Genomic DNA, 25,684 nt, shown 5'->3' with positions numbered 1-25,684 from the left:
AATTTGTATTATCGTATCTGTTATGAAGCACCTTTTATCGGGTGCTTTTTTTATGCCCGTATGTTTTGCCACTTGCCACGAAGGCACAAAGGCACAAAGCTTATTTCCTTAGCGACTTTGCGTCTTTGCGCGAAAATTGCTTGCCAGCATGTACTGTGTCAATCTCACGCAAAGTCGCAAAGCAGCAAAGTTTATTCCTTTGTGTCGTAGTGCCTTGGTGGCAAAAAAAAATAATAAATAAAAAAATATACAATGAGTACAATATTAAAAGAATACAAAAAAGCGATTAAGATTCAATACGAAATCGAAAAAAAAGGAAAACACTTCGATTATTTGGAAAGTCCTTCTCGTGGAAAACTACGTGATTTTTGCTGGCTTATTTTCGAGAATAACCCAACGCAGGATGACTTAAATGTTTTTAGAAATTTATTTTCTTTAGATTTTGATCATACCAAAAAAAATAAGTTTAAGGAGCAAAAAGATAAGTTCAGACCTATTGAAACCTTCTTTAAAGGCGAAACAGACCCAGTAAATATTGATGCAATCAATATGGCGGCAATTTTGGTTGATTTTGAACCGCGTCCTTTTAAAAAGTTTCACGACAAGTACAGAACTGAAGAAGGTAAACAAATTGAAAATAGCGAGAAAAAAGTCATAAGCATTTTCAAATGGCGGAAACGTTATAAAGCAATCGAAAGAAATTTTCGTCAAATGATTGCCCTTTTTTAGAAATAGAATTATAGAATAGTAAAAATTAAAAAAAATGAAAATGACAGATAAAATTATTATTATCGATTTAGAAGCCACCTGTTGGCAAAGTGCGGTCCCACAGGGGCAGGAAAATGAAATTATCGAAATCGGATTGGCGGTTTTAGATTCAGAAACGGGTGAGATAACCCAAAATCAAGGTATTTTGATCAAACCGCAACGTTCCAGTGTGAGTCCGTTTTGTACGGAATTAACAACGATCACTCAGGATTTACTGGATAAAAACGGAATCAGTTTTGAGGAAGCAATTGAGAAATTAGTTGACGAATATCATCCGGATTTATATACTTGGGCAAGTTACGGTAAGTACGATCTCAATATGCTTAGAAAACAGTGTAAATCATTCGGAATCCAGTATCCAATGGCCGACGAACATATTAATGTAAAAGTCTGGTTTGGAGAAAAATTCGGTCTGCAAAAACCAAACGGAATGAATGGCGCTTTGCATTTATTGGATATTCCGCTGGAAGGAATACACCACAGGGGAATTGATGATGCAAAGAATATCGCGAAGATCTTAAATTGGTGTTTGCGCAATTAAAAAAGGCTGTTCTTGGGAGAACAGCCTTTTTCTTGGTTAATTATTTTGGAATGTTATTCGTGACCATAGATTTTAGCGTAAAGATCTTTGTAAATTTCTTTAACGATTTTACGTTTTAATTTCAGCGTAGGAGTAAGCTGTCCGCCGTCGATAGACCAAACATCAGGAGTTAACTCAAAACGCTTGATTTTTTCCCAGTTTCCGAACTTCTCATTAATTGTTTCAACTTCTCCGTCAATACGTTTAATCACTTCCGGATTAGCGCTTATTTCGGCATTTGTGCTTCCTAAAGTTATTTTATGAAGCTTTGCCCATTCTTTTACAAATTCAAAGTTAGGCTGAATAAAAGCAGCCGGCATTTTTTCACCATCTCCAATAACCATAATCTGCTCGATGAAACGCGATTGTTTCATGGCATTTTCGATCAGCTGAGGTGCAATATATTTTCCGCCTGAAGTCTTGAACATTTCTTTCTTACGATCTGTAATTTTCAGGAAACCTTCGCTGTCAATTTCACCAATATCTCCAGTATGGAAATAACCGTCTTGCATCGCTTCAGCGGTTTTTTCAGGATCTTTATAATACCCTAACATTACGTTTGGTCCTTTACAAAGAATTTCTCCGTCAGCAGCAATTTTCACTTCTACGTTGCGAATTACTTTTCCAACAGTTCCAATTTTAAATCCTTTATTTCTTTGATCGTTTACGGCAATTACCGGAGATGTTTCAGATAAACCGTAACCTTCCATAACCGGAATTTCTGCAGCAGCAAAAACTCTTGTTAAACGTGGCTGTAAAGCAGCACTTCCGGAAACCATTAAATCTAAATTTCCTCCCAAACCTTCTTTCCATTTGCTGAAAATCAATTTGCGGGCAATTTTTAATTGAAATTCATACCAGGCGCCATTGGCTCCGTATGGTTCGTATTTTAAACCTAAATCAATAGCCCAGAAAAAAAGTTTTTTCTTGATACCGGTTAATTCAGACCCTTTTGCATAAATTTTATCGTAAACTTTCTCTAAAAGTCTTGGTACAGCTGTAATTACAGTAGGACGAACTTCTTTTAAGTTATCACTGATTTTATCAATTGATTCTCCAAAATATACCGAAACACCATAATATTGATAGATGTACAAAATCATTCTTTCAAAAATATGGCAGATAGGCAAGAAGCTCAACGCAGTGCTTTTTCCCGGATCAAACGGAATTCTTGGCGCGCTGTCTAAAACATTTGAAACAATGTTTTTGTGCGAAAGCATAACCCCTTTTGGTCTTCCTGTTGTTCCTGAAGTATAAATAATGGTTGCTAAATCGTCAGTTTGAATACTGTCTTTTCTGGCTTCAACTTCGTTTTGATTACTTTGGTCTTCACCAAGTGCCAATAAATCACTCCAGTGTTTACAACCCGGAATTTCATTAAAAGAATACACTTCTTTTAAAGTTGGAACATTGGCCTGAATAAGTCTTACTTTTTGAAGTACTTCATCATCAGATACAAAGCAGTAAATACTACCGCTATGGTTCAATATATATTCGTAATCTTCTTCAGAAATAGTTGGATAAATTGGAACATTCTGAGCACCAGTCTGTAGAATACCAATATCCATGATATTCCATTCTGTGCGGTTATTTGAGGTGATTAAAGCGATTTTATCATCTTTCTGAACGCCCATGCGCAACAATGCTCTCGAAACAGCATTGGCTTTTGCAATATATTCTTCGCTAGATGTTTTTTCCCAGACTCCGTTTTTTTTAGTTGCTAAAGCAACCGGAAGGTTGTAAGTTTCTTGTTGATAATAGGGAAAATCAAAAAGGCGTGTGATTGAAACCATGTTTAATATGTTGAATTTTATCGCAAATTAAATAAAAAATAGGTATAATTTTTAATTTTGTGAAATTTTATGGGAAAATTTATAGGGACTCTTGAAAATCAACGAAAACGTTTTCTTTTTTGTGGTAATTTTTCCCAAAAACTAAAAATTATGTAATTTGAGGTCTAATTTTTTTTCAGATTATTGAACATCGTAATCGACATATTCTTTCACTCTTTCTCCCATCAAAAACATTTTTTTCTTTGTAAAATGAATAGAAAATTGAGAGTTAATCCATTCGTTGCTATCGTTTGGCCTGTACCAAAAAGTATAAGAGGCACTATTAAAGCCTTCTCTGAAAATAGGAGTTCCTTCTTCTGTACATTCAATTCCCCAATTCATCTTTGTTTTGCTTAAATCTTCAGACTGAATTACTCCGGTTCCATCAGGATTTAAAACGGTGCTTGGCTCTTTTTGTCCTGTCGGAATATAAGTACCGGGAACGGGATAACCAATTGTTGTGGTAATGTAACGATCACGACCATTATAAGAAATTTTATTTACCTCGACTTGTGAATAAGACTGTGCAACAGTAAAAAATAATGTAATTATTAATAAATGTAGTGCTTTCATTCTTTGTGGGTTTAAAAGTGTTTTTGGGGTTAAAAAAGATTTAGCGGCAAATATTTTTTACGAATATAGTCCAAATTTTAATTACAAATATGTATTATTTTAACTAAAAAGAACCTTTTTTTCTGTGGTGAACACGAAAGTCTATGGCCAGAAAATTTTACCGCAAAGTGCGCTAAGTTTTTTTTTACTGTGTGTTTATAATTGCTTTATTAAGTTCGCAAAGCTATGTGAATAAAACTTTGCGGCCTTTGCGTAGACTCTTTGCGGACATTGCGGTTAAATTCAATTCGTGTAAATTCGTGAAATTAGTGGCATAAAAAACGCCCGAAATTTCGAGCGTTATTTATAGTAATATAATTTTTAGTTTTTCTCAATCCATTTTCTGGCATTGATAAAAGCTTCATGCCAAGGGGTAAACTCGTCATTTCTGTCTTTTGGATAATGTGCCCAGTTCCATTGGAAAGTTGAACGCTCAATATGAGGCATTGTAACTAAGTGTCTTCCTGTTTTGTCACACATCATAGCTACGTCATAATGAGAACCATTCGGGTTTGCAGGATATCCTTCGTAAGCATATTTAGAAACAATGTTGTAGTTTTCTTCACCCATTGGTAAATTGAATTTACCTTCTCCGTGAGAAACCCAAACTCCCAAAGTAGTTCCGGCTAATGTCGATAACATAACCGAGTTGTTTTCCTGAACTGTTACAGAAGTAAAAATACTTTCGTGTTTGTTACTATCATTATGAAGCATTTTTCCATGAACTTCATGCTCCGGATTAATAACTTCTAATTCCATAAACAATTGACAACCATTACAGATTCCAACAGATAAGGTGTCTTCTCTTTTGAAGAAATTATCTAAAGCTGTTTTTGCTTTTTCGTTGTATAAGAAAGCTCCGGCCCAACCTTTTGCAGAACCCAAAACATCAGAGTTAGAGAATCCTCCAACAGCTCCAATGAACTGAATATCTTCTAATGTTTCACGACCAGAAATTAAATCCGTCATGTGAACGTCTTTTACATCGAATCCTGCCAAGTACATTGCGTTTGCCATTTCGCGCTCAGAATTACTTCCTTTTTCACGAATAATAGCCGCTTTTGGTCTTGGTTTTGAAGCATCAATTAAAGGAGCTTTTCCAGTAAAGTGAGCTGGGAAAGTATAATTTAAAGCCTGATTTTTATAGTTTTCAAAACGTGCTTTAGCCGTTCCGTTTTTAGATTGTTTTTGGTCTAATAAATAAGAAGTTTCAAACCAAACATCTCTGTAAGTTGGAATATCCAATTTATAAATTCCAAATTCCAAACTTGGTTTGCTTTGAACTGAACCAATTTTGAAGAATTCGATATTGTTGGCGTTTAATTTAGCTTCAACAGCAGCATCAGATTTAGCCTGGAATACAATTCCGATGTTTTCAGCGAAAAGGATTTTTAATAGATCTTTTTCTGCAAAAGCACTAAAATCAATTTTAGCTCCCAAGTTCACATCGGCAAAACACAATTCTAATAAAGTAGTAATTAAACCACCGCTTCCGATATCGTGTCCGGCTAAAATTTGGCTTTCGCCGATTAGCTCCTGAACCGTATTAAAAGCATTTTTGAAGAAAGAAGCGTCTTTTATTGTAGAAGTTTCATTTCCGATTGTATTTCTAATTTGTGCAAAAGATGAACCTCCTAATTTGAAATCATCCTGAGACAAATTGATATAATAAATAGAATCTCCGTCTTTCTGTAAAACAGGTTCAACTACTTTTCTAATATCCGTACAGTTTCCTCCAGCAGAAATAATAACCGTTCCCGGCGCAATTACTTCGTCATTTGGATATTTTTGTTTCATTGAAAGTGAATCTTTTCCTGTCGGAATGTTGATTCCCAATTCGATTGCAAATTCTGAACAACCTTCAACAGCGGCGTACAAACGAGCGTCTTCACCTTCGTTTTTACAAGCCCACATCCAGTTGGCAGATAATGAAATTCCTTTTAAACCGTCTTTAATTGGAGCCCAGATAATGTTTGATAACGATTCTGCAATAGCATTTCTACTTCCTGCAACTGGATCAATCAAAGCCGCAATAGGAGCGTGGCCAATAGAAGTGGCAATTCCTTCTTTCCCTAAATAATCCAGAGCCATAACTCCAACATTATTCAAAGGCAATTGCAAAGGTCCTGCACATTGTTGTTTGGCAACTTTTCCACCAACACAACGGTCCACTTTGTTGGTTAACCAGTCTTTTGAGGCAACAGCTTCAAGACGTAAAACGTCTTTTAAATAGGATTCGAAGTCTGCTTTGTCGTAAGATACTGCAGCATATTTTCTATCGATCGTTTTATCGGTCATAACCGTTTTTGGAGAACTTCCGAAGAAATCTTCTAAAGCATAATCCATCGGTTTTGAACCATTTGATTTTGATTCGAAAGTAAAACGGTGATCTCCCGTAACATCTCCAACCTGATACATTGGCGAACGCTCTCTGTCAGCGATTCTTTGCAAAGTATCAATATCTTTTTGACCAATAACCAATCCCATTCTTTCCTGAGATTCGTTACCGATAATTTCTTTTGCAGAAAGTGTTGGATCTCCAACCGGTAATTTATCTAAATCGATTAAACCTCCCGTTTCTTCCACTAATTCAGAAAGACAGTTTAAGTGCCCACCAGCACCGTGATCGTGAATAGAAACAATTGGGTTATTGTCACTTTCTACTAATCCACGAATCGCATTAGCAGCACGTTTTTGCATTTCAGGGTTTGAACGCTGAATCGCATTTAACTCAATTCCTGAACCAAAAGCTCCGGTATCTGCAGAAGAAACCGCAGCACCACCCATTCCGATTCTATAATTTTCTCCACCAAGAATTACAATTTTATCGCCTTCTTGTGGTTTCTTTTTGATTGCCTGATCTAATTTTCCGTAACCAATTCCACCCGCTTGCATGATTACTTTATCGTAACCAATTTTGCGGTCGTTTTCTGAATGTTCGAAAGTTAAAACCGAACCAGTAATTAACGGTTGCCCGAATTTATTTCCGAAATCAGAAGCTCCGTTTGAAGCTTTGATTAAAATATCCATTGGAGTCTGGTAAAGCCATTTTCTTTCTTCAAGAGCATTTTCCCATTTTCTGTCATCGTTCAAACGAGAATATGAAGTCATATAAACTGCAGTTCCTGCTAATGGCAAAGAACCTTGTCCACCTGCTAAACGGTCACGAATTTCTCCTCCAGAACCTGTTGCAGCTCCGTTGAAAGGCTCAACTGTTGTTGGGAAATTGTGTGTTTCTGCTTTTAAAGATAAAACCGAATCAAATTCTTTTATCTCGTAATAATCAGGTTTGTCAGCTGTTTTTGGTGCAAACTGCTGCACTTTTGGTCCTTTTACAAAAGCAACGTTGTCTTTGTAAGCAGACACGATATCGTTAGGATTTTCCTGTGATGTTTTTTTGATTAATTTGAAAAGAGACGTTTCTTTTTCTTCACCATCAATAACAAAAGTTCCGTTGAAGATTTTGTGACGACAGTGCTCTGAATTCGCTTGTGAGAAAGCAAAAATCTCAGAATCGGTTAACTTTCTTCCTAATTTTACAGCAAGATTATCTAAGTAATCTACTTCTTCCTGACTTAAAGCCAAGCCTTCAACTTTATTATATGTTGCAATATCATCGATTTCCAGAATTGGTTCCGGTTGTACGTTGATAGTGAAAATTTCCTGATCTAATTGAGTGAATTTTTGAAAAAGCATCGGATCAAAATCACTGAAATCAGCCGTTGCAGGATGAAATTCTTCAATTCTGATGATGCCCGGAATACCCATGTTTTGAGTAATTTCTACAGCATTTGTACTCCAAGGTGTGATCATAGTGGCGCGGGGACCAACAAAAAAATCCGTCAAGGCGGATTTTTCGATCTTATTAGAGTTGGCAAAAAGCCAGTTTAATTTTGAAATGTCTTGAGCCGAAATTTCGTTTTGCGTTTGTACCGCGAAAACAGTTTTGCTTTGGTTTTCAAAGAAATGGATCATTGTGATGTGTAGTTTGTTGTATTGAAGGTGCAAATTTAGTGTAAATAAATAGTAAGCGCAAATTTGAAAAGGAACTCTTTTAATGTTTTTTTGCCACAAAGACACAAAGGCACAAAGTTTTTAATTAAAGTAATGATTAATCGTACTGTTTGTCATTTCGACGAAGGAGAAATCCCCACAAGTAACTCCGTAACGATAGTCCCAATCTTTGAGGAGCTTCTCGCGGGGATTTCTCCTTCGTCGAAATGACATAAAATGAGAATTAATTTTGTGTCTTAGTGCCTTCGCAGTAAAACAAAAAAAAAGCGGCAATATGCCGCTTTTTAAATGAAGTAAGATGTGGTTTTAATTATTTGATAACGATGTTTTTAATAATCGTTTTGGAGTCTTTTGTGATTTTTACCAGATAAATTCCTTTAGCAAGATGACTTACTGAAATGGCAGGATCTGATGTGTTTTGTTTTTCAAAAACTTTTTGTCCGGCAAAGGAGATAATTTCAATAGAGTAAATTTCGTCTAAAGCAGAAAAACCAACATAGAAGTTTCCATCAGAAGGATTTGGATAAAGTATGATTTCATCTGAAAGTTCAATAATTTCGTTCTCTTCTGTTTGAGCCATTTTGCTGGCCAGATTATTACAAGTATCTGTGGTATACGAATCCCATTGCGAACTTAGATTAAATGTTGTTGAGGGAGAAGTCACGGTTGATTTTCTTCTTAAAGTAACATCGGTTGCAAAGTTTGCAGTTCCGCCGCTGAAAGTTCCAATAATATCAATTAAAACACCATTTTTGAATAAACCCACAGCGTCATTTCCGTTGAAAGTTAATTCGGTTGCCGTTGTCGAAATATTGGCTGCACTTGTAGAAAAACAAGCTGATGAAATCGAACTGTTTACGATTACAAATTTACTTCCAGTTGTTAGCGTTCCGGTTAAAGCTAAGCCAGTACTCCAGGAACCGGCACCGTTGGTTTGTTTTTTTATAGTGTAAGCGGATAAGCTAACGGAATTGCCAGTGTTATTTGCAATTTCCAAAGCTTTATTATTGCTTGAGCCTTCAATGTATTCAGAGAAAAGCAAATCGGTCGCGGTTCCGGTACCGCTGCTGTTTGTTGTTATGGCAATTGTGTTGCTTGAAGCAGAAGTATTACCGGCAGCATCTTTTGCTTTAACATAAATTGAATAATTTGTTGAAGCTGTTAAACCAGTAATCGTTGCTGTTACTCCTGAAACAGTAGTTTTTAAAACGCTGTTTGCATAAACATCATAACCTGTTACACTAACATTATCTGTTGATGCTGTCCATGCAACAGTGATTGAAGTAGCTGTTTTTGAAGTAGAAGCCAAACTCGTTGGAGTAGTTGGCGCCTGAGTGTCTCCGGAAGGAGTACCACCCCAAATTTGATTCACATATTCCGGATGATCGATATACGGATTTCTGTTGTTTTGACGCGCGTAGATTGCATTGTTTCTGGCAATTTCTCTCGCACTTACCGGGTCCTGTGTATGCCAGGCCAAAAGAAGATTTAAAAATGCCGTTGTAAAAACTTTATTGCTGGAACCATCAAACATGGCATACGAATATCCGGCAACGGTATTCTCATAACGTGTTGCAAAATAGAGATACATTCTGGCAATGTCGCCTTTAAAAGCATTTACAGGTTCAAAAACAGTTCCTGAATATCCAGATACAGAACTCGAACCTAATTTTCCTCCATTTTGAGCAGTATAAGTGGCTGAAGCTACAGTTCCATGAGGATAGTTGGAACGTATTCCGTTTACTTTTCCATCTGTTGGTGTGATAAAATGAGCATCAGAAACCATTGGAGATTGCTCGTTAAATACTGATTGCGGAATAATATGTTCTCTATTATAACAATCACCTTCAACCGAATAACTTCCGCATCTTTGTGTTGTTCCTGTGCTGTAATTGTAAGGATCTGTTCCCGAAGGATTTTCAGAATACATGTCCAGAACTGTTCCGTCATTTTCGTAAAAATTATCAACGTCAGAAGTTTGATAAGTGGTGTACAAACCAGCATACCCATTATCGGTATGTCCTTTAATGATGTTGTACAATTGTGTTTTTAAGGTATAACCTGTTCCGGTTGCAGTGTTGTAGTACCCACTTGGAATCTGGGCAAAACTTGCCGTAAAAACAAGTAATAAGAGAAAAGAGTAGTGTTTTTTCATAGAAAAATAGTTTTAGATTTGAGTGGTAACAAATTGATTTTAAGAATCTTAGTTTGTTGTTGTATCAAATTTACTATTTTTAAGAATATGCTGAGTTAAGGAATGTTTATTTTTAGATATATTTTCTTACGGATGGTTTTTCTGCCACGAAGACACAAAGGCACAAAGTTTTTTTAATTTCGCAAAGGCACAGAATCCCTAGGTTATTTTCATTTTTTTCCATTTCGAGAAATGAGATCTTTAGCTTAATTGTTTCTTAAAACAAAAAAAAAATGAGACTTTACGAGATTATTTCACCAGCATAGATTCACATAGAAAAATAAAAAACTTGGTGTCTTAGTGCCTTCGTGGCAAATTCTCTTTATTTAGGAAAGACTGCACTTTGATAAGCACCCAAATCCGGAGGAGAAGTTCTTGTTGCTCCAATAATATCCAACGGTATTATGTAAATCTGATTTCCTTTCGCGAAAGCGGGTGACGTATTATCAATGTTAAATTTATTCTGAGAAACATTATAAAATTTAGGGTTTTCATTCAGGATAATCTGATTGTAATGAACAGCATCCGTTTTAAATTGATAATCTGGGTCGGTTGAAGAGCTGCTAAATTTTAACAGACAATTGTTTAACTGATAAACAAATGGAGCGCTGGTACTTTTGTTTAAATTAAATTCATTGGTATTTGAACCGTAAATGATACAATTGTTAAAAGTTGCGTTCGTAAGTGGATTTGTTTCAGGTGTTTCGCCGGCCAGACTATTACTTAAATTAACAGCAAAATGTGTGCTGTTTTGCCAGTTATTATTGAAGGTACAGTGTGCAAAATTATAGTTACCGCCATACACACAAGATAAACTCGCCAAACCAGCATAATTAATTACAATGTTTTCGCCAATGATGTGGGTGTTTTTAGCTAAAATCCCATATTCGACACAATTGTAAATTTGGGTATTTTTTATTTCAACCGTATTAAATGGATTTTGGAAATCTAAACCAATAACAGCATTTTTTAGCGTTAAATGATTGATAGTATGATTTGCGCTTCCATTGGAAAAAATAACCGAATTCCATTGTCCTGGAATATCTGAATAAAGCGATTCCAATCGATCTCCCTCAAAAATAACTTCGTTTTCAAGTTTATCAGTTGTTGAAGCTGCACCATTAATTTGTAGCGAAGCATTGTCACCGATGTATAAGCCCGAATTAGCATGAAAATGAACTCTTGCGCCGGCTTCAAATTTTACAGTTGTAAACTCAGGAACTCCGGCATAACCATAAATTACATAAGGTTTATCATTCGTGAAAATCAATTCATTTCCGTTTGCCGCATCATTTTCATCCAAATAAAATCCATCAACATCTTTGCCGTCAATTTGAATTTTTTCCTTAGTTCCATAAGTATTTTGCTTCGGATATAAAAAAACAGCATCCTGAATTAAAGTCACTAAAGCTACTTGTTGCAGATTCGCTCCGCTGTCAAACTGAATTTCATCAGTATATAAAAAATCAGTAGGATCAGCATCGGTAATATCTGCTGTAGTTTCTACAAAAATATACAAACTGTCTTTGGCTAAAAGGGTAACATTATTGAAGATTTTTCCGTTGTTGCCGGTCATTCCGTCAACCGTCATTCGGTATTTAGAATTCAATCCTTTTTTAAGTTGAATAATCGGAATCGAAATATCGTTTTTAGTTTTATTGTAGACTTTTAGTTGGTAAGTACTCGAACCAATATTCTTAAAAACGGTATCCAAATAAACGGTATCTTTTGAAAACTTTAAATCTCCTGTGCTGGCAACGGTATCAAAATCAGTTCTGCAAGAACTTAAAGCTAAAAGTAGGCCGAGAATGAAGAGTGCAAAATAGTGACGCATTTAAATTCTTTTTTGTAAAAATAGCAAAAAAGGGTCAGGTTCATAAATGATTTTTAATATTAGAATTGGATTTTCTAATTTGTATCTCATCTTTTCTTTAATTTTACGATTTTAAAGCCTATTCTAAATGAAATATACAAAAGAACAAATTTTAGAGCGTTGCAATCAGTTTTCTAAAAACACTTTGATGGAGACGTTAAAAATTGAATATATCGATGCAGGCGAAGATTTTTTAACTGCAAAAATGCCTGTAAATCCAAGTGTTCATCAACCAATGGGTTTATTGCACGGAGGAGCTTCAGTCGCTTTGGCAGAAAGTGTTGGAAGTGCTGCTTCTTTCTTTTTTATCGACACAAAAGAGCAGGAAGTTCGTGGAATCGAAATTTCTGCAAATCATTTAAAAAGTATTCGCGAAGGCTGGGTTTTTGGCACAGCGCGAATCATTCATAAAGGTAGAAGTATTCATCTTTGGGAAATTAAAATTACCGATGAAGCCGGAAATCTTATTTCGCTTTGCAAACTGACTAATATGGTTTTGGATAAAAAGAAAACCGAATAAAAACATGAACGACTTTTTCTCTACTATAAGAAAACATCAAGAGCAAAAATTGCCTTTTGTCATTTATTCTAAACCTAATTCGTCAAGTGTTTTTGCGCTGTTGCAGCAAGATGATACTTTGTATAAAGTCACAGATTATAGCGAAAAAGGTTTCGTTTTTGCTTCTTTTGATGAAAAACAGCTGCTATTAATTCCGGAGAATGAATCGAAAATTATCAGTGCAGAACAAACGACTGGTAATTTTGAATTTAATGAAATTGAGGACCCAACTTTTGATTCAGAAGCAAAAATACAATATGAAACTTTAGTTGAAAAAGGAATTCAGGCGATTAAGAATGAAGAATTCAAAAAAGTAGTTTTATCAAGAAGCGAAATTGTTGACCTGACTGATTTTGATTTTATCGTCACTTTTAAACGTTTGATTCATTTGTATCCATCGACTTTCACGTATTGTTTTTCGCATCCCAAGATTGGATTTTGGATGGGGGCAACTCCTGAACAATTATTAAAAGCAAGTGGAAGTGTTTTTGAAACTACCGCACTAGCCGGAACCCAAAAAGCGGTTTCTGAAGAACATATTTCCTGGCAGCAAAAAGAAAAAGACGAGCAGCAATACGTAACCGATTTTATTATTAAAAGATTGCGAGAAGTGGCCTCGTCTGTAAATGTTACCGAACCATATAGTATAAAAGCAGGATCGATCTGGCATATTAAAACCGATATCTCGGGAGTTTTAAAAGAGAATTCAACTTTAGAAGAAGTTATTGATACTTTGCATCCAACACCAGCTGTTTGTGGCTTGCCAAAGAAAAAAGCAAAAGCATTTATCATTGAAAACGAAAATTACGACAGAACTTTTTATACCGGTTTTCTGGGCGAATTAAACAGCAGTTTTGCCCATAAAGCAGCAAGTTCTGATTTATTTGTAAATTTACGCAGCATGCAAATCAAGGACAATAAAGCGATTTTGTACATGGGATGCGGTATTACAAAAGAAAGTGTTCCTGAGAAAGAATGGGAGGAAAGCGTCAATAAGTCAATGACGATGAAAAGAGTTTTGAATATAAAAAAGAATAATAATTGTTAAAAAGTTTCAAGTTTTTGGAACGTAAAACCTGAAACTTGAAACCTGAAACTTGAAACAAAAAAAATGAAATTAGATATACTAGCCTTTGGTGCTCATCCTGACGACGTAGAATTGGGTTGTGCGGGAACAATTTTAAAAGAAGTTTCACTTGGTAAGAAAGTGGGAATCGTAGATTTAACAAGAGGAGAATTAGGAACCAGAGGAACAGCAGAAACCAGAGATGAAGAAGCGAAAGCTGCTGCAAAAATATTAGGTGTTTTGGTTCGCGAAAATTTGGCCATGCGTGATGGTTTTTTCGTTAATGATGAAAAGCACCAGTTGGAGGTTATTAAGATGATCCGAAAATATAAACCGGAGATTGTATTGTGCAATGCAATTGACGATCGCCATATCGATCACGGAAAAGGAAGTAAGCTGGTTTCAGACGCTTGTTTCTTATCTGGGTTGATGAAAATCGAAACGGTTGTTGATGGCGAAAAACAAGAAGCCTGGAGACCGAAAGTGGTTTATCATTATATTCAGTGGAAAAACATTGAACCAGATTTTGTTGTAGACATTACGGGGTTTGAGGATAAAAAAGTAGAAGCAATTGCAGCTTATAAAACACAATTTTATGATCCAAATTCTGATGAACCTGCAACGCCAATTACAAGCAAAAACTTTTTTGAAAGCCTAAATTACCGTGCTAAGGACTTAGGAAGGCTTGTTGGCAAAGATTTTGCCGAAGGTTTTACTGTTGAAAGATGTTTGGTAGTCAATAGCTTAGAGAATTTGATGTAAAAAGTTTAATATTTTTTCAATTTTTTATTTGCGGAAGTAAACATTAGTTGTATATTTGCAACCGCTAAGCAAAATGGTGGTTGTAGCTCAGCTGGTTAGAGTAGCGGTTTGTGGTGCCGCGGGTCGCCGGTTCGAACCCGGTCAGCCACCCAGAAATTTAAAGCCTTGAAGAAATTCAAGGCTTTTTTTGTGCACTTAATTTTTTCACCATATAAGTCACATAAGCTTTTTTTAAAATTACTGCGGAAGCTTGTGGAGTGATTAAGTTTAAGTACATAAATCTAGTGTGGAAAGGAAATATTTGAACTTCGTATTCTGAAGGAAAAACTCAAACAACACAAATGAAAACTTAAAAAGTCTTTATAAGTTCAAAGTAGTTTTTAAATGAACTTATGTGACTTATATGGTGGAAACAAAAAAAAGCATGACGTTTAAGTCATGCTTTTTCCTGGTTATTATAGTTTGGTTTATTAAATTATCGTATTTCTTCAAATGTAGTTCCTTGCTCAATGTCTCCGGTTTTAAAACCTTTTTTAAACCAATACATTCTTTGCTCTGATGATCCGTGTGTAAATGAATCCGGAACTACCTGATCACTCATTTTGCTTTGAATGGCATCATCTCCCACAGCATTGGCGGCGCTTAAAGCTTCGTCGATATCGTCAGTATCTAAGTTTTTCTGATTATAATGTGTCCATACTCCAGCATAAAAGTCGGCTTGCAGTTCTAATGCAACTGAAAGCTTGTTTGCTTCGGTCTCACTTTTTCCTTGCTGAGCCTGACGCATTTTTGCCGACGTTCCAAGTAAGGTTTGAACGTGATGACCAATTTCGTGCGCTATAACGTACGCAATAGCAAAGTCGCCACCCTTGGCACCAAATTTAGTTTTAAGCTCTTCAAAGAAGCCTAAATCCATATAAACCTTTTGGTCGCCCGGACAATAAAAAGGTCCGGAGGCAGATGATGCCCCACCGCAGGCTGTTTGTACAGAACCTCTAAAAAGCACCAATTTTGGTTTTTTATAGGTCATGCCATGTTCTTCAAATATTTTGCTCCAAATGTCTTCGTTGTCCGCAAGGATTACGCGCACAAAGTTTCCCATTTCCTCATCTTCTTTGCTTAATGGAGCAGCCGCTTCAGTTTGCTGCTGACCACCTTGAAGTTGTTCTAATGCAGATCCGACAGTTTGACCTGTTTCGCCACCAAAAACATTTAATAACAAAATAATGATACCGATAACGCCGCCTCCAAGAGCTACTTTTCCTCCTGAGACACCTCTTCGGTCTTCAACATTATCACTTTGTCTTCTGCCTAACCATTTCATAATATATTGGTTTTAAACTTTTTTAGGTTTTCTTTCACACGAATTTATGTATTTTTTGGGAATTACGCATTAAGAGAAACAATTTAGTTTAAAATTATTTTAGCCACTTTCGTATGGCTTCTTCAACAGTACCTCTTATAATAGGTTTTGAGATATAATCATTCATTCCGGCTGCCAAACATTTGTTTCGTTCTTCTTTTTCAGCACCGGCGGTTACGGCAATTATAGGTATACGCTGACCTATTTCAGTAACTCTGATCGCTTTTGTAGCTTCATAACCGTTCATAATTGGCATCTGAATATCCATAAAAACAAGATCAGGATTGATGCTTTCAATTTGTTTAACGGCTTCGTATCCGTTTTCACATTCAAAAATAATGGCATTCAGATTAAGATTTTTTACAATCGTTTTCAAAAGAAGCATATTTACTTTATTGTCTTCTACGATTAAAATGCTCACCTTTTTTCGATTAGAACTATAGCTTAGGGTATATTCTGGATTATTTTGCTTCGAAATTTCTTTGAATTTTTCATTGATGCTTTCATGACTGGTTTTTAAATTCAGATCAAAGTAAAAATTACTGCCTTCATTTATTCTGCTCTTAAGCTGTAAACGACTTTCCATTAAAGCTAATAATTGATTTGAAATCGTTAATCCTAAGCCCGTTCCTCCAAACTTTCTTGTTGTTGAGCTATCTTCCTGAGAGAAGGCTTTGAATATTTTTTTCTGATTTTTTTCTAAGATTCCAATTCCGGTGTCAATAACAGAAAAACGAATGATGTAGTTATCATCTGCTTTTTTATCCAAAACAGTTACGTTTAGTTTTATTGATCCTTCGTTTGTAAACTTGATCGCATTGGATAAAAGATTGATCAAAATTTGTTTAAGACGAACAATATCTGTCCAGATATATTTTGGTACTTCAGGATCGAGGTTTAATTCGAGTTCAAGATTTTTTTGATTGGATTCGTAAATAATTAAATCAAATATTTGCCCCAATATTTTCTCAACATCATATAAATCAATAAAAAGTTCCAGTTTTCCGGCTTCAATTTTAGAAAAATCAAGAATGTCATTGATGATTTCCAGCAGTGAATGTGCAGACTGATTGATGGTTGTCATGTATTTTTCCTGAATTTCTTCAAGATTGGTCTTCATCAATAAATGGGTAAAACCTATAATACCGTTTAAAGGTGTTCTGATTTCATGCGACATATTGGCCAGAAAGTCTGATTTCGATTTATTTGCAGCCTCCGCAAGTTCTTTGGCTTTAATTGCATCTTCACTTTCTTTTATTCTGGCGATATTTCTGTTTCGGTCTAAGGCAGAAGAAATGTTATTGGCTAATGTTTGAAAAATGTAAATTTCATCATCAGTCCATTTTCTCTCTTTGGTACAATCATCAAAACCAATAAAACCTGAAAAAATGTTGTTGGTAAACAGCGGTAATATTAATATGGATTTAATATTATTGGCAATTAGCAATTGCTTAAAAAAAGTGTCTTCCAAATCACGGGTTCGTGTATTTAAGACTTTTCTATTATGAGAATGAAGAATAATTTCTTTTAAATTGTCTTCAGTAAAATCTTGTAATTCAGTTATCTGGTGTTCAATTCCATCTCGGGACCATTTATACTGCTGACTTATAGTATTGGTTTCAAAGTTTTTATCATGGTAAAAAATATGATCTACTTTTGAAGCTTTTCCAATAATATCAAATGTTTCCTGAAACATTTTTTGCAGACTTTTACTCAGCAGAAACTTTTCGGTACATAAAGCCAATGCAGATAATAAATCACTTTTAAGTTCTAATTTTTTCTCCGCTTTGAGTCGCATTTGAGATGAAATAGCCAGTGAAATTACATCAGAAATAGTTCTGGCGTAGTTGATGTCTTCATTGTCCCAATCTCTTTTTTCTCCCGTACTTTCAAAACAGACTACACCGGCCAGTTGTCCATTTGAAAAGATAGGGACATCAAGCATCGATTTTATTTTATTTTTATTAAAATAAATTTCTTGAAATTCTGAGGTTTCTAATTTATCAAAAACATCAGGCGCATTTATTATGGCTTTGTTTTTTAGGGTTTCAAAATAAATAGGATACGACTCTTTGTCCAGAATGTTTTTATCACTTAAATTTTGATCATCACTACTGAATAAATTTCTGCAAATAATTACATCTCCCGTAAATTTCCAGAAACTCACTCTGTTTGCTTTTGAAATGGTTGCAGCTTCTTTAATTATGGAATCAATTACGGTTTGCAGATTGTTATATTCACGAAAATCTGTTGTCGATAATTTTTTAGTCGAATTATTATAGGCTTCAATTTTTTCTAAACGTCTTTTTTTCTCATTTTCAATATTTTTCATCTCCGTAATATCTCTGGCGATACCGGCAAAACCTATGATTTCGTCTAAATCATTTTTACGGACAATTACTTTTTGTGAGATCCATATTTCACTGCCGTCCTTCTTTATAATCGGAATTTCAATAGTGGGATAGTTGTTTCCGTTTTTTTCCAGATTTTCATAAAAATCAACAGCATTTCTAATATAATCTTCATGAATAAAATTAGAATAATGCTGTAAAATCACTTCATTTTCAGCATAGCCTAAAAGTGAAAAACCAAATTCATTGATAAACGTAAAATAACCATCTGCACTTATTTCAAAAATAATATCGGTCGCGGTCTGGATAAGATTCTTATATTGGTCCTGAACAATAATTTGTTCTGTAACATCCTGACCAATACTAATAATTAGGCGTTCTGAGAATTTTTTATCCTTCCATTGAATGTATTTAAATTCCCCGTTTTTGTTTTTTAATTTTCTGATGTATAATTTATTGTCAATATAGTTTTTTTGATAATTCTCTTTATTGAATTCGGGGTCTTCCGTAAGTCTCCAGAATTCCAGTCCTTTGACATCTTCTGGCTGATAACCTAAAATTGAAGTGATGGTTTCACTGCAAAAAAGCAATTCACCTTTGTCATTTGTGGCAATTGTCAGAGAGTTTCCTTTATGAACAATTTCATTGGTAAACCTAAAGTTGTCGCGGTTGTTTAATAAAACGGCATATTTTACCTGATTGATAATAAAAGTAACAATGCTGAAATTGATCAGTAAAACAGATGATTTAAGCGGAATTAAATTGAAAACAACCGTTATGGTTAGAAAAGTAAAAGTGAACGCAACGAATGCCCAATATATTTTTATTGGTTTTAAGATGTTGTATGAAAAGAAAAATGAAATTAAAAAAGTAATAATGGGCACAACATCATTTGGAAGATAAATAATATTGCTGACAACATAGCTTATATAAATAAAAAACGAGATAATAAAAACGCTCTGAATTTTATCACGTAGTACTTTTATTTTATCTGTAAGGACATAGATTATCAGTACAAAAACACCAATACTGACATTGGTTACCAGTAAGCTTTTTGGTCTTATTTTAAAGATTTCATTTATGATTTCAATTAAAATAACCGCAATACCAAAAAATAAAGTATATAATTGATATTCGTTGTTGGCTGTGTCGGCTTCTCTTTTTTTCTCTATGAAATTACCAATTTTAGCCTTAATTCTAAAAAACTGATAGACGAGAATGCTTAAGAAGCCCAAAAGAGATAAACCTAAAATAATAAGTTTCGGATTGTTGTAGAAAATAATCTCAGGAGCAAACACATACCAATTTGTTATAACTGCTTTCAGGGTATTACCAAAATAGGTAATTCCTGAAAGCAGTGAAGTGTAAAAACTATAGTTTACTACCATAGTATTCGTGGTATGTTGGTTTACTAAATAGCATTTTGAATTTTCTAAACAGAGTTGGTTAAGCTCTTAATTTATTTAGAATTTTCGTTTTATTCTAAATCTGACTGACCTATTGTGTCAATTGGATCTTCTTCTTCCATATTAAAAATTCCGTAGTAAGTCGCATAGGTCATTGATGTATTAAAAGCAAGCGTGAAAATTATTGCAATACAACATCCAAAGAAACCGATGAAAGAGCCTATAAAACCAACAATAACAAGGGCAAGGATTATTAGCGGATTTTTACTAATGATAATTAAACATGATTTCAAGGCGTCTAAGGCTTTTAGATTTCCAAAAATTACCAGTGGAATAGCCAAATAGGTAAGAAATGATATGATTAAATTTAACAAGATCGACATACCAATGATGCCCATTTCGTTGAAATAAGCGCCTATAATTGTTGAAATTGCACCGCTAATAATAGCGATGATAAAACCAACTGTAAATATCTGTGAAAAATGATGTGTTTTATAATAGGTAAAAATAGTTGAAACATTAAATTCTTCATCCTTGTCTGCACAGTCTGCCATTTTAAGAAAACCGGCGCTAAAAGGAGCGATAAGACCACTTATTACTGAAGTACCAAGCAAAGAAATAAGCATTTGTACCGAGCTTTGTTTCTGACTATCGAAATTTTCAAAAAAATCTTTACTCATACTTTCTACTCCATATATAGCAAAAAGCACACTAAAAAGGCCGAAAAAAAAGATAACTGAAAAGACTAAAATTATAAGCCCGAAGTAAAGTGCTATTTTTTTATAGTTTTCAAAAGCATGGTTAAAGACAGTTGAAAAATCTAAGGAATAGCCGTGATTTTTAATGTCTTCGATTTGATCAAGTGTAGATTTCATTTTAATAGTAGAATTGTTTTTTTATATTTTTTACGCTTATGTTAAATACTGAAACGTAAATATAATATTTTTAATCAATTACATATGATAATCTACAAAATATACATGGACACATTTTTGTTTATTTACATCCAATCCAGTAATCGTTTGATAGAGGCTAATTTATCTTTGTAAGGTGCATATCGCATAGGAAGATCTAGCCAATTTCCTTTTTTAACAATTGCTTTATGATGAGAGAAAATGTCAAAACTTAATTTACCGTGATAAGCGCCAATTCCGCTATGGCCAACGCCGCCAAAAGGTAATCTTTTATTTGAGAAATGAACGACGGTATCGTTTATACAGCCTCCACCAAAAGAATAATTTGCTATAAGTTTTTTAGCAAAAGAATGATTTTCGCTGAAAATATAAAAGGCAAGTGGTTTTTCATATTTGCTTATCACGTTGTGAATTTCAGCTTCAGTCTCATAAGTAAGAATAGGTAAAATTGGGCCAAAAATTTCTTCTTTCATTACAGGACTATCAAGTGCCGGTTCTTCGATTAATGTTGGTGAAATAAATAGCTTATTGGCATCTGTTTCTCCTCCAAAAATAACTTTTTCGCGCTCGATCATACTGTCTAGTCGAAGAAAGTTCTTAGTATTAATAATGCGGGCAAAATCGGGAGATTTGTCCAGTTTTTTACCGTACGCTTTTATAATTTCTTCCATTAAAAAGCTAATGAAATTAACTTTCATGTTTTTCTGAATTAGAATATAATCAGGTGCAATGCAAGTTTGGCCGGCATTGATGAATTTTCCCCAGACGATTCGTTTGGCGGCTAATTTTAAATTAGCAGTTTCATCAATAATACAAGGATTTTTTCCACCTAACTCAAGCGTTACAGGAGTCAGATTTTCGGCCGCTGCTTTGGCAACCACTTTACCAACAGCAACACTTCCGGTAAAGAAAATATAATCCCAACGCTGTGCCAGTAATTTATTAGAAACTTCAACGCCGCCTTCGTGTACTTCAACATGATTTACGTGGAAAGTCTTTTCAATAATTTTAGCAATGATTGAAGAAGTATTCGGAGTGAGTTCAGATGGTTTTAAAACAACTCTGTTTCCTGCTGCAACTGCTGCAATAAGAGGGCACAAAGCCAATTGAAAAGGGTAATTCCAGGGGGCAATTACCAAAACGTTTCCGTATGGTTCTTTATAAATATAATCAGTAGAAGGGAAGTTGAGAATGGAAGGAAAAACGCGTTTACGACCGGACCATTTGTAAATGTTTTTGATGGTGTCTTTTAGGTCTGAAATGACATAATTTGTTTCTGTTAGAACAGCTTCAAATTCTGGCTTTTTAAAATCATCGTGTAAAGCTTTTACAATTAAATCTTCGCTTTTTTGTATGTTATATAATAACTTTTTAAGCGTTTCTTTTCTGTATCCGATGTCGTTTTTATAGTCCATTTTTTGATCAACTTGTTTTTTTAGCCTATGCAAGTTAATCGATAAAATTTAAAAAAGTAACAATTAAATCATAAAATCACAACGCATTCCAAATGGTTTCATCAGGAGTAGGCGCAATAATTGTGATATTTTCTTTAGAGACCGGATGTACAAAAACAAGTTTTCTGGCATGAAGATGAATACCTCCGTCAGGATTACTTCGGTCAAAACCATATTTCAAATCCCCTTTTATTGGCGATCCAATAGCCGCTAATTGCGCGCGAATTTGATGATGACGACCGGTGTGAAGATTAATTTCTAAAGCCACATAATTTTGAAGTTCTTTGAAAACAGTATAATCCAAACTGGCAATTTTACTGTCCGGAACTTCTTTTAAATGTGCTTTTGAGGTATTATTTTTTTCATTTCTTTTTAAAAAATGTACCAGTTTGGCAGTTGCTTCCTGAGGTTTATTCTTGACAACCGCCCAATAAGTTTTTTGCGTTTCACGATTACTGAACATTTCGTTCATTCGTGTTAAAGCTTTACTTGTTCTGGCAAAAACAACAATTCCGGTTGTAGGACGATCCAAACGATGAATCACACCCAAAAACACATCCCCAGGTTTGTTGTATTTGTCTTTGATATACTCTTTAACAACATCAGATAAAGGTTTGTCTCCGGTTTTATCACCTTGCACAATATCACCCACGCGCTTATTAACTACAATAATGTGGTTGTCTTCGTGCAGGATTTGGAGGTTGTTTTTATCTGAAATTATTTTCATTTTTAGACTGGCTTAGATTTTTAGACTTACTTAGACTTCTTAGATTTTGGATTTAAGATTTTACAATAAAGTTGCTCTAAATCTTGACGTCATTTTTGTAATTTCCTCTAACATGTTTGTTAATTCAATTGTTTTTTCTTCATTAATAAATCCTAAGTCAGAAGAAATTAAAAGTTGTGTTTCCACTTCGTAAGCTGAGCCAATAGCAATTTCTAAAAATCGGGCAAAATCTTTATTAGAATTTCTAGATGAGCCCTCCGCAATATTAGAAGGAATTGAAACAGAAGCTCTTCGTAGTTGATTTATAATTCCAAATTTTTCTTCACTTGGAAAAGTGGAAGTTACATTATAAATTTTAGAACAAAACAATCTGCTTTTTTTCCAAATTAAAAGTTCTTTAAACTGATGCATTTTTTTTAGATTATTAGATTTTCAGACTGGCTTAGACTTCTTAGATTTTTAGAATATAGAATTAAAATCTAAGAAGTCTAATGTCTAAGAAGTCTAAAATCTAATTTAGTACTGTTCACTAGAATTCGGAAAGTCACTTGACTTAACATCAGCCGCATACTGACCAATTGCTGTAGTCATTTGTTCGTATAAGTTTAAATAACGACGTAAAAATCTTGGGCTGAATTCATTGTTCATTCCTAACATATCATGAATAACCAAAACTTGTCCGTCAACGCCGCCTCCAGCTCCAATTCCGATAACTGGAATCGAAATACTTTTAGCTACTTTCTCTGCTAAATCAGCAGGTATTTTTTCTAAAACTACTGCAAAGCAACCTACTTTTTCAAGCATTTTTGCATCTTCAATCAATTTTTCAGCCTCTTCATCTTCTTTGGCGCGAACGCTGTAAGTCCCGAATTTATAGATAGATTGAGGTGTTAAACCCAAATGTCCCATTACCGGAATTCCTGCGTTTAATATTTTTTTGATAGATTCTTTAATTTCTTTTCCGCCTTCTAATTTTACAGCATGTCCGCCACTTTCTTTCATGATTCTGATCGCAGAACGCAAAGCTTCTTTAGGGTCAGACTGGTAACTTCCGAAAGGTAAATCGACTACAACCAATGCTCTTTCGACAGCACGAACAACAGATGAAGCGTGGTATATCATTTGATCTAAAGTAATAGGCAAAGTTGTTTCGTGACCAGCCATAACATTTGATGCAGAATCTCCCACTAAAATTACATCGACTCCTGCGGTATCAACAATTTTAGCCATTGTGTAATCATACGCGGTAAGCATAGAGATTTTTTCTCCATTGCTTTTCATTTCGATTAATGATTTGGTAGTGATTCTTTTATAATCTTTTTTAGCAACTGACATTATATAAGTAAGTTTTAGTTTTTTTTGAATAGTTTTAAAAGCAGAATGTACTTTTAAAACGAAAATTTTTTGACTGCAAAATTAAGTAATTATATCCCAATAGTCGCAAGTCAAAAGTTTAAAAGTCAAAAGGCATTGTCTATATTGACTTTGCGCACTTTTTGAGTACACCATAAGGGTGAAAGTAAATGAACGAAAATCAGTAAGTACAGGACTTTAAAAACTTTATGACATTTGACTTGCGACTTTAGGGTAATTATATTCTAACAATCGGCCATATTAACCGCAATTGCCAATCCGCCTTCAGAAGTTTCCTTGTATTTAGAATTCATGTCTTTAGCGGTTTGCCACATTGTGTTAATTACTTTATCCAAAGGTACTTTTGCATTTTTAGAATCGGTTTCTAAAGCTAATTCGGCAGCATTTATAGCTTTTATAGCGCCCATTGTATTTCTTTCAATACATGGAATCTGAACCAAACCTCCAATTGGATCACAGGTTAAACCAAGATGATGTTCCATGGCAATTTCGGCAGCCATTAAAACCTGCGCAGGACTTCCACCCATTAATTCGCAAAGTGCCGCAGCAGCCATTGAGGATGAAACACCAATTTCGGCCTGACAACCACCCATTGCTGCAGATATAGTCGATCCCTTTTTGAAGATACTTCCAATTTCTCCGGCAACCATCAAAAATTGTTTGATTTCTTTTTCGCCGGCATTATGGTTTTCAATTACTAAATAATACATTAAAACAGCCGGAATTACACCTGCGCTTCCATTAGTTGGAGCAGTAACAACACGGCCTAAAGATGCATTTACTTCATTCACGGCAAGCGCAAAACAGCTAACCCATTTTAAAATCTGGCGGAATTTAACTTCGGTCTTTCTAATTTCTTCCAACCAGGATTGTGGATTATCATAATTGGCAAGACCAATTAAATTCTGATGCATGTCAAAAGCTCTTCGGCGAACATGTAATCCGCCAGGAAGAATTCCTCCTGTATGGCATCCAATATACATACACTCTAACATTGTATTCCAGATACGCATTAATTCCGAATGAATTTCTTCTTCGGGACGCATCGATTTTTCGTTTTCATAAACAATTTCTGAGATTGATTTGTTCTCTGAAACGGTATAATTTAAAAGCTCAACAGCATTTTGAATCGGGAAGGGGAAAGCGCATTTAATCTCTTCTTTGATCTTGGCATTGGTACGTTCTTCTTTAACGACAAAACCTCCTCCAATAGAATAAAAAGTAGATTCATATTCAGAATCATCAGCTTTGTAGGCTGTGAATTTTAATCCGTTAGCATGAAAAGGAAGGAAGTCTTTGTTGAAAACAATGTCCTGAAGAAAGTAAAACGGAATCGTAATCTGATTTCCTAAAATGATTTCATTTTTGGTTTCGATCGTTTTAATAATTCCCGCAATATTGTCTACCGGAATATATTCAGGATCCTGGCCACTTAAACCTAACATTACGGCCAAATCAGTAGCGTGACCTTTTCCTGTCAACGAAAGTGAACCATATAAATCAACCTTGACTCTGGTAACTTGTTCTAAAATAGATTCGTTTTTTAACTCTTCTAAAAAACGTTCTGCAGCGCGCCACGGTCCCAAAGTATGAGAACTTGAAGGGCCAACACCAATTTTAAGCATATCAAAAACAGAGATACATTCTTCCATTGTACAATTTTTATTAAGACAAAGATAATTGAATAATGCAATGATGATTTATTTTTGATTGTTAATGTTGCAGTTTTGTTAAAATAAATATTAAATATTAATAATTTGGCAAAGAAGTAAATTTAATTACTTAATATCGGTCTTTCATAAAAAGTTCGGGAATTTTTTAGGTATTTTTGTAAA

The 25,684-nt window shown here is 34.7% G+C and carries 18 protein-coding genes and 1 tRNA gene; 6 read left to right on the top strand and 13 right to left on the bottom strand.

Going from position 1 to position 25,684, the window contains the following annotated elements; translation table 11 throughout:
* The first annotated feature begins 252 nt into the window (after positions 1–252).
* Complete coding sequence (locus BUA98_RS11570) at positions 253–729, top strand: hypothetical protein (protein ID WP_072972664.1); 477 nt, start codon at positions 253–255, stop codon at positions 727–729.
* A gap of 34 nt (positions 730–763) precedes the next feature.
* Complete coding sequence (locus BUA98_RS11565) at positions 764–1,309, top strand: 3'-5' exonuclease (RefSeq protein WP_086065261.1); 546 nt, start codon at positions 764–766, stop codon at positions 1,307–1,309.
* Between the two features lie 53 nt (positions 1,310–1,362).
* Here BUA98_RS11565 and BUA98_RS11560 read toward each other — a convergent pair whose 3' ends face one another.
* The 5 genes from BUA98_RS11560 to BUA98_RS11540 form a co-directional block, all read right to left on the bottom strand.
* Positions 1,363–3,141, bottom strand: coding sequence for an AMP-dependent synthetase/ligase (locus BUA98_RS11560; protein WP_072972662.1), 1,779 nt, complete (start codon positions 3,139–3,141; stop codon positions 1,363–1,365).
* 180 nt (positions 3,142–3,321) lie between these two features.
* A complete protein-coding gene (locus BUA98_RS11555) occupies positions 3,322–3,753 on the bottom strand; it encodes a hypothetical protein (RefSeq protein ID WP_072972660.1) in 432 nt (143 codons plus the stop codon).
* Positions 3,754–4,113: 360 nt separating this feature from the next.
* A complete protein-coding gene (purL, locus tag BUA98_RS11550) occupies positions 4,114–7,767 on the bottom strand; it encodes a phosphoribosylformylglycinamidine synthase (protein ID WP_072972658.1) in 3,654 nt (1,217 codons plus the stop codon).
* Between the two features lie 349 nt (positions 7,768–8,116).
* Entirely contained in the window at positions 8,117–9,961 is a 1,845-nt protein-coding gene (locus BUA98_RS11545; protein ID WP_072972656.1) for an endonuclease, read from the bottom strand.
* Between the two features lie 361 nt (positions 9,962–10,322).
* Positions 10,323–11,834, bottom strand: a complete 1,512-nt coding sequence (locus BUA98_RS11540) for a hypothetical protein (protein WP_072972654.1) — start codon at positions 11,832–11,834, stop codon at positions 10,323–10,325.
* Positions 11,835–11,961: 127 nt separating this feature from the next.
* On the opposite strand from BUA98_RS11540, the gene BUA98_RS11535 reads away from it, so the two are divergent.
* The 4 genes from BUA98_RS11535 to BUA98_RS11520 all read left to right on the top strand — a co-directional run bounded on the left by BUA98_RS11535 (position 11,962) and on the right by BUA98_RS11520 (position 14,410).
* On the top strand, positions 11,962–12,393 hold the full coding sequence (locus BUA98_RS11535) for a PaaI family thioesterase (RefSeq protein ID WP_072972652.1): 432 nt from the start codon (positions 11,962–11,964) through the stop codon (positions 12,391–12,393).
* A 4-nt stretch (positions 12,394–12,397) separates the two neighbouring features.
* Positions 12,398–13,480 (top strand): chorismate-binding protein, encoded by a 1,083-nt coding sequence (locus BUA98_RS11530; RefSeq protein WP_072972650.1) that lies wholly within the window; start codon positions 12,398–12,400, stop codon positions 13,478–13,480.
* A 63-nt stretch (positions 13,481–13,543) separates the two neighbouring features.
* Positions 13,544–14,260: a bacillithiol biosynthesis deacetylase BshB1 gene (bshB1, locus tag BUA98_RS11525; protein ID WP_072972649.1), complete on the top strand. Its 717-nt coding sequence runs from the start codon at positions 13,544–13,546 to the stop codon at positions 14,258–14,260.
* Between the two features lie 76 nt (positions 14,261–14,336).
* A tRNA-His gene (locus BUA98_RS11520) sits at positions 14,337–14,410 on the top strand.
* Positions 14,411–14,735: 325 nt separating this feature from the next.
* Here the strand turns inward: BUA98_RS11520 and ypfJ are convergent.
* The 8 genes from ypfJ to BUA98_RS11480 form a co-directional block, all read right to left on the bottom strand.
* Positions 14,736–15,584 (bottom strand): KPN_02809 family neutral zinc metallopeptidase, encoded by an 849-nt coding sequence (gene ypfJ / locus BUA98_RS11515; protein ID WP_072972647.1) that lies wholly within the window; start codon positions 15,582–15,584, stop codon positions 14,736–14,738.
* Positions 15,585–15,678: 94 nt separating this feature from the next.
* Positions 15,679–19,362 carry a response regulator gene (locus tag BUA98_RS11510; RefSeq protein WP_072972645.1) on the bottom strand — a complete coding sequence of 1,228 codons (3,684 nt, stop codon included), beginning with the start codon at positions 19,360–19,362 and terminating at the stop codon, positions 15,679–15,681.
* A gap of 89 nt (positions 19,363–19,451) precedes the next feature.
* Complete coding sequence (locus BUA98_RS11505; RefSeq protein ID WP_072972643.1) at positions 19,452–20,255, bottom strand: hypothetical protein; 804 nt, start codon at positions 20,253–20,255, stop codon at positions 19,452–19,454.
* A 125-nt stretch (positions 20,256–20,380) separates the two neighbouring features.
* Positions 20,381–21,709, bottom strand: coding sequence for an aldehyde dehydrogenase (locus BUA98_RS11500; RefSeq protein WP_072972642.1), 1,329 nt, complete (start codon positions 21,707–21,709; stop codon positions 20,381–20,383).
* A gap of 76 nt (positions 21,710–21,785) precedes the next feature.
* Entirely contained in the window at positions 21,786–22,475 is a 690-nt protein-coding gene (locus BUA98_RS11495; protein WP_072972640.1) for an RluA family pseudouridine synthase, read from the bottom strand.
* Positions 22,476–22,535: 60 nt separating this feature from the next.
* Positions 22,536–22,886, bottom strand: a complete 351-nt coding sequence (locus tag BUA98_RS11490) for a four helix bundle protein (RefSeq protein WP_072972638.1) — start codon at positions 22,884–22,886, stop codon at positions 22,536–22,538.
* 105 nt (positions 22,887–22,991) lie between these two features.
* Complete coding sequence (panB, locus tag BUA98_RS11485; RefSeq protein WP_072972636.1) at positions 22,992–23,810, bottom strand: 3-methyl-2-oxobutanoate hydroxymethyltransferase; 819 nt, start codon at positions 23,808–23,810, stop codon at positions 22,992–22,994.
* A gap of 263 nt (positions 23,811–24,073) precedes the next feature.
* A complete protein-coding gene (locus BUA98_RS11480) occupies positions 24,074–25,501 on the bottom strand; it encodes an L-serine ammonia-lyase (protein WP_072972634.1) in 1,428 nt (475 codons plus the stop codon).
* Positions 25,502–25,684: the final 183 nt, after the last annotated feature.

The sequence above is a fragment of the Flavobacterium saccharophilum genome (assembly GCF_900142735.1).
Lineage (GTDB): Bacteria > Bacteroidota > Bacteroidia > Flavobacteriales > Flavobacteriaceae > Flavobacterium > Flavobacterium saccharophilum.
This window is presented reverse-complemented; position numbering and strand designations above follow the sequence as displayed.

Coding starts and splice junctions, on each gene's coding strand:
- BUA98_RS11570 (WP_072972664.1), top strand. CDS start 253: ATGAGTACAATATTAAAAGAATACAAAAAAGCGATTAAGATTCAATAC.
- BUA98_RS11530 (WP_072972650.1), top strand. CDS start 12,398: ATGAACGACTTTTTCTCTACTATAAGAAAACATCAAGAGCAAAAATTG.
- bshB1 (WP_072972649.1), top strand. CDS start 13,544: ATGAAATTAGATATACTAGCCTTTGGTGCTCATCCTGACGACGTAGAA.
- BUA98_RS11535 (WP_072972652.1), top strand. CDS start 11,962: ATGAAATATACAAAAGAACAAATTTTAGAGCGTTGCAATCAGTTTTCT.
- BUA98_RS11490 (WP_072972638.1), bottom strand. CDS start 22,886: ATGCATCAGTTTAAAGAACTTTTAATTTGGAAAAAAAGCAGATTGTTT.
- BUA98_RS11555 (WP_072972660.1), bottom strand. CDS start 3,753: ATGAAAGCACTACATTTATTAATAATTACATTATTTTTTACTGTTGCA.
- purL (WP_072972658.1), bottom strand. CDS start 7,767: ATGATCCATTTCTTTGAAAACCAAAGCAAAACTGTTTTCGCGGTACAA.
- BUA98_RS11480 (WP_072972634.1), bottom strand. CDS start 25,501: ATGGAAGAATGTATCTCTGTTTTTGATATGCTTAAAATTGGTGTTGGC.
- BUA98_RS11495 (WP_072972640.1), bottom strand. CDS start 22,475: ATGAAAATAATTTCAGATAAAAACAACCTCCAAATCCTGCACGAAGAC.
- panB (WP_072972636.1), bottom strand. CDS start 23,810: ATGTCAGTTGCTAAAAAAGATTATAAAAGAATCACTACCAAATCATTA.
- BUA98_RS11500 (WP_072972642.1), bottom strand. CDS start 21,709: ATGGACTATAAAAACGACATCGGATACAGAAAAGAAACGCTTAAAAAG.
- BUA98_RS11505 (WP_072972643.1), bottom strand. CDS start 20,255: ATGAAATCTACACTTGATCAAATCGAAGACATTAAAAATCACGGCTAT.
- BUA98_RS11540 (WP_072972654.1), bottom strand. CDS start 11,834: ATGCGTCACTATTTTGCACTCTTCATTCTCGGCCTACTTTTAGCTTTA.
- BUA98_RS11545 (WP_072972656.1), bottom strand. CDS start 9,961: ATGAAAAAACACTACTCTTTTCTCTTATTACTTGTTTTTACGGCAAGT.
- BUA98_RS11510 (WP_072972645.1), bottom strand. CDS start 19,362: ATGGTAGTAAACTATAGTTTTTACACTTCACTGCTTTCAGGAATTACC.
- BUA98_RS11565 (WP_086065261.1), top strand. CDS start 764: ATGAAAATGACAGATAAAATTATTATTATCGATTTAGAAGCCACCTGT.
- ypfJ (WP_072972647.1), bottom strand. CDS start 15,584: ATGAAATGGTTAGGCAGAAGACAAAGTGATAATGTTGAAGACCGAAGA.
- BUA98_RS11560 (WP_072972662.1), bottom strand. CDS start 3,141: ATGGTTTCAATCACACGCCTTTTTGATTTTCCCTATTATCAACAAGAA.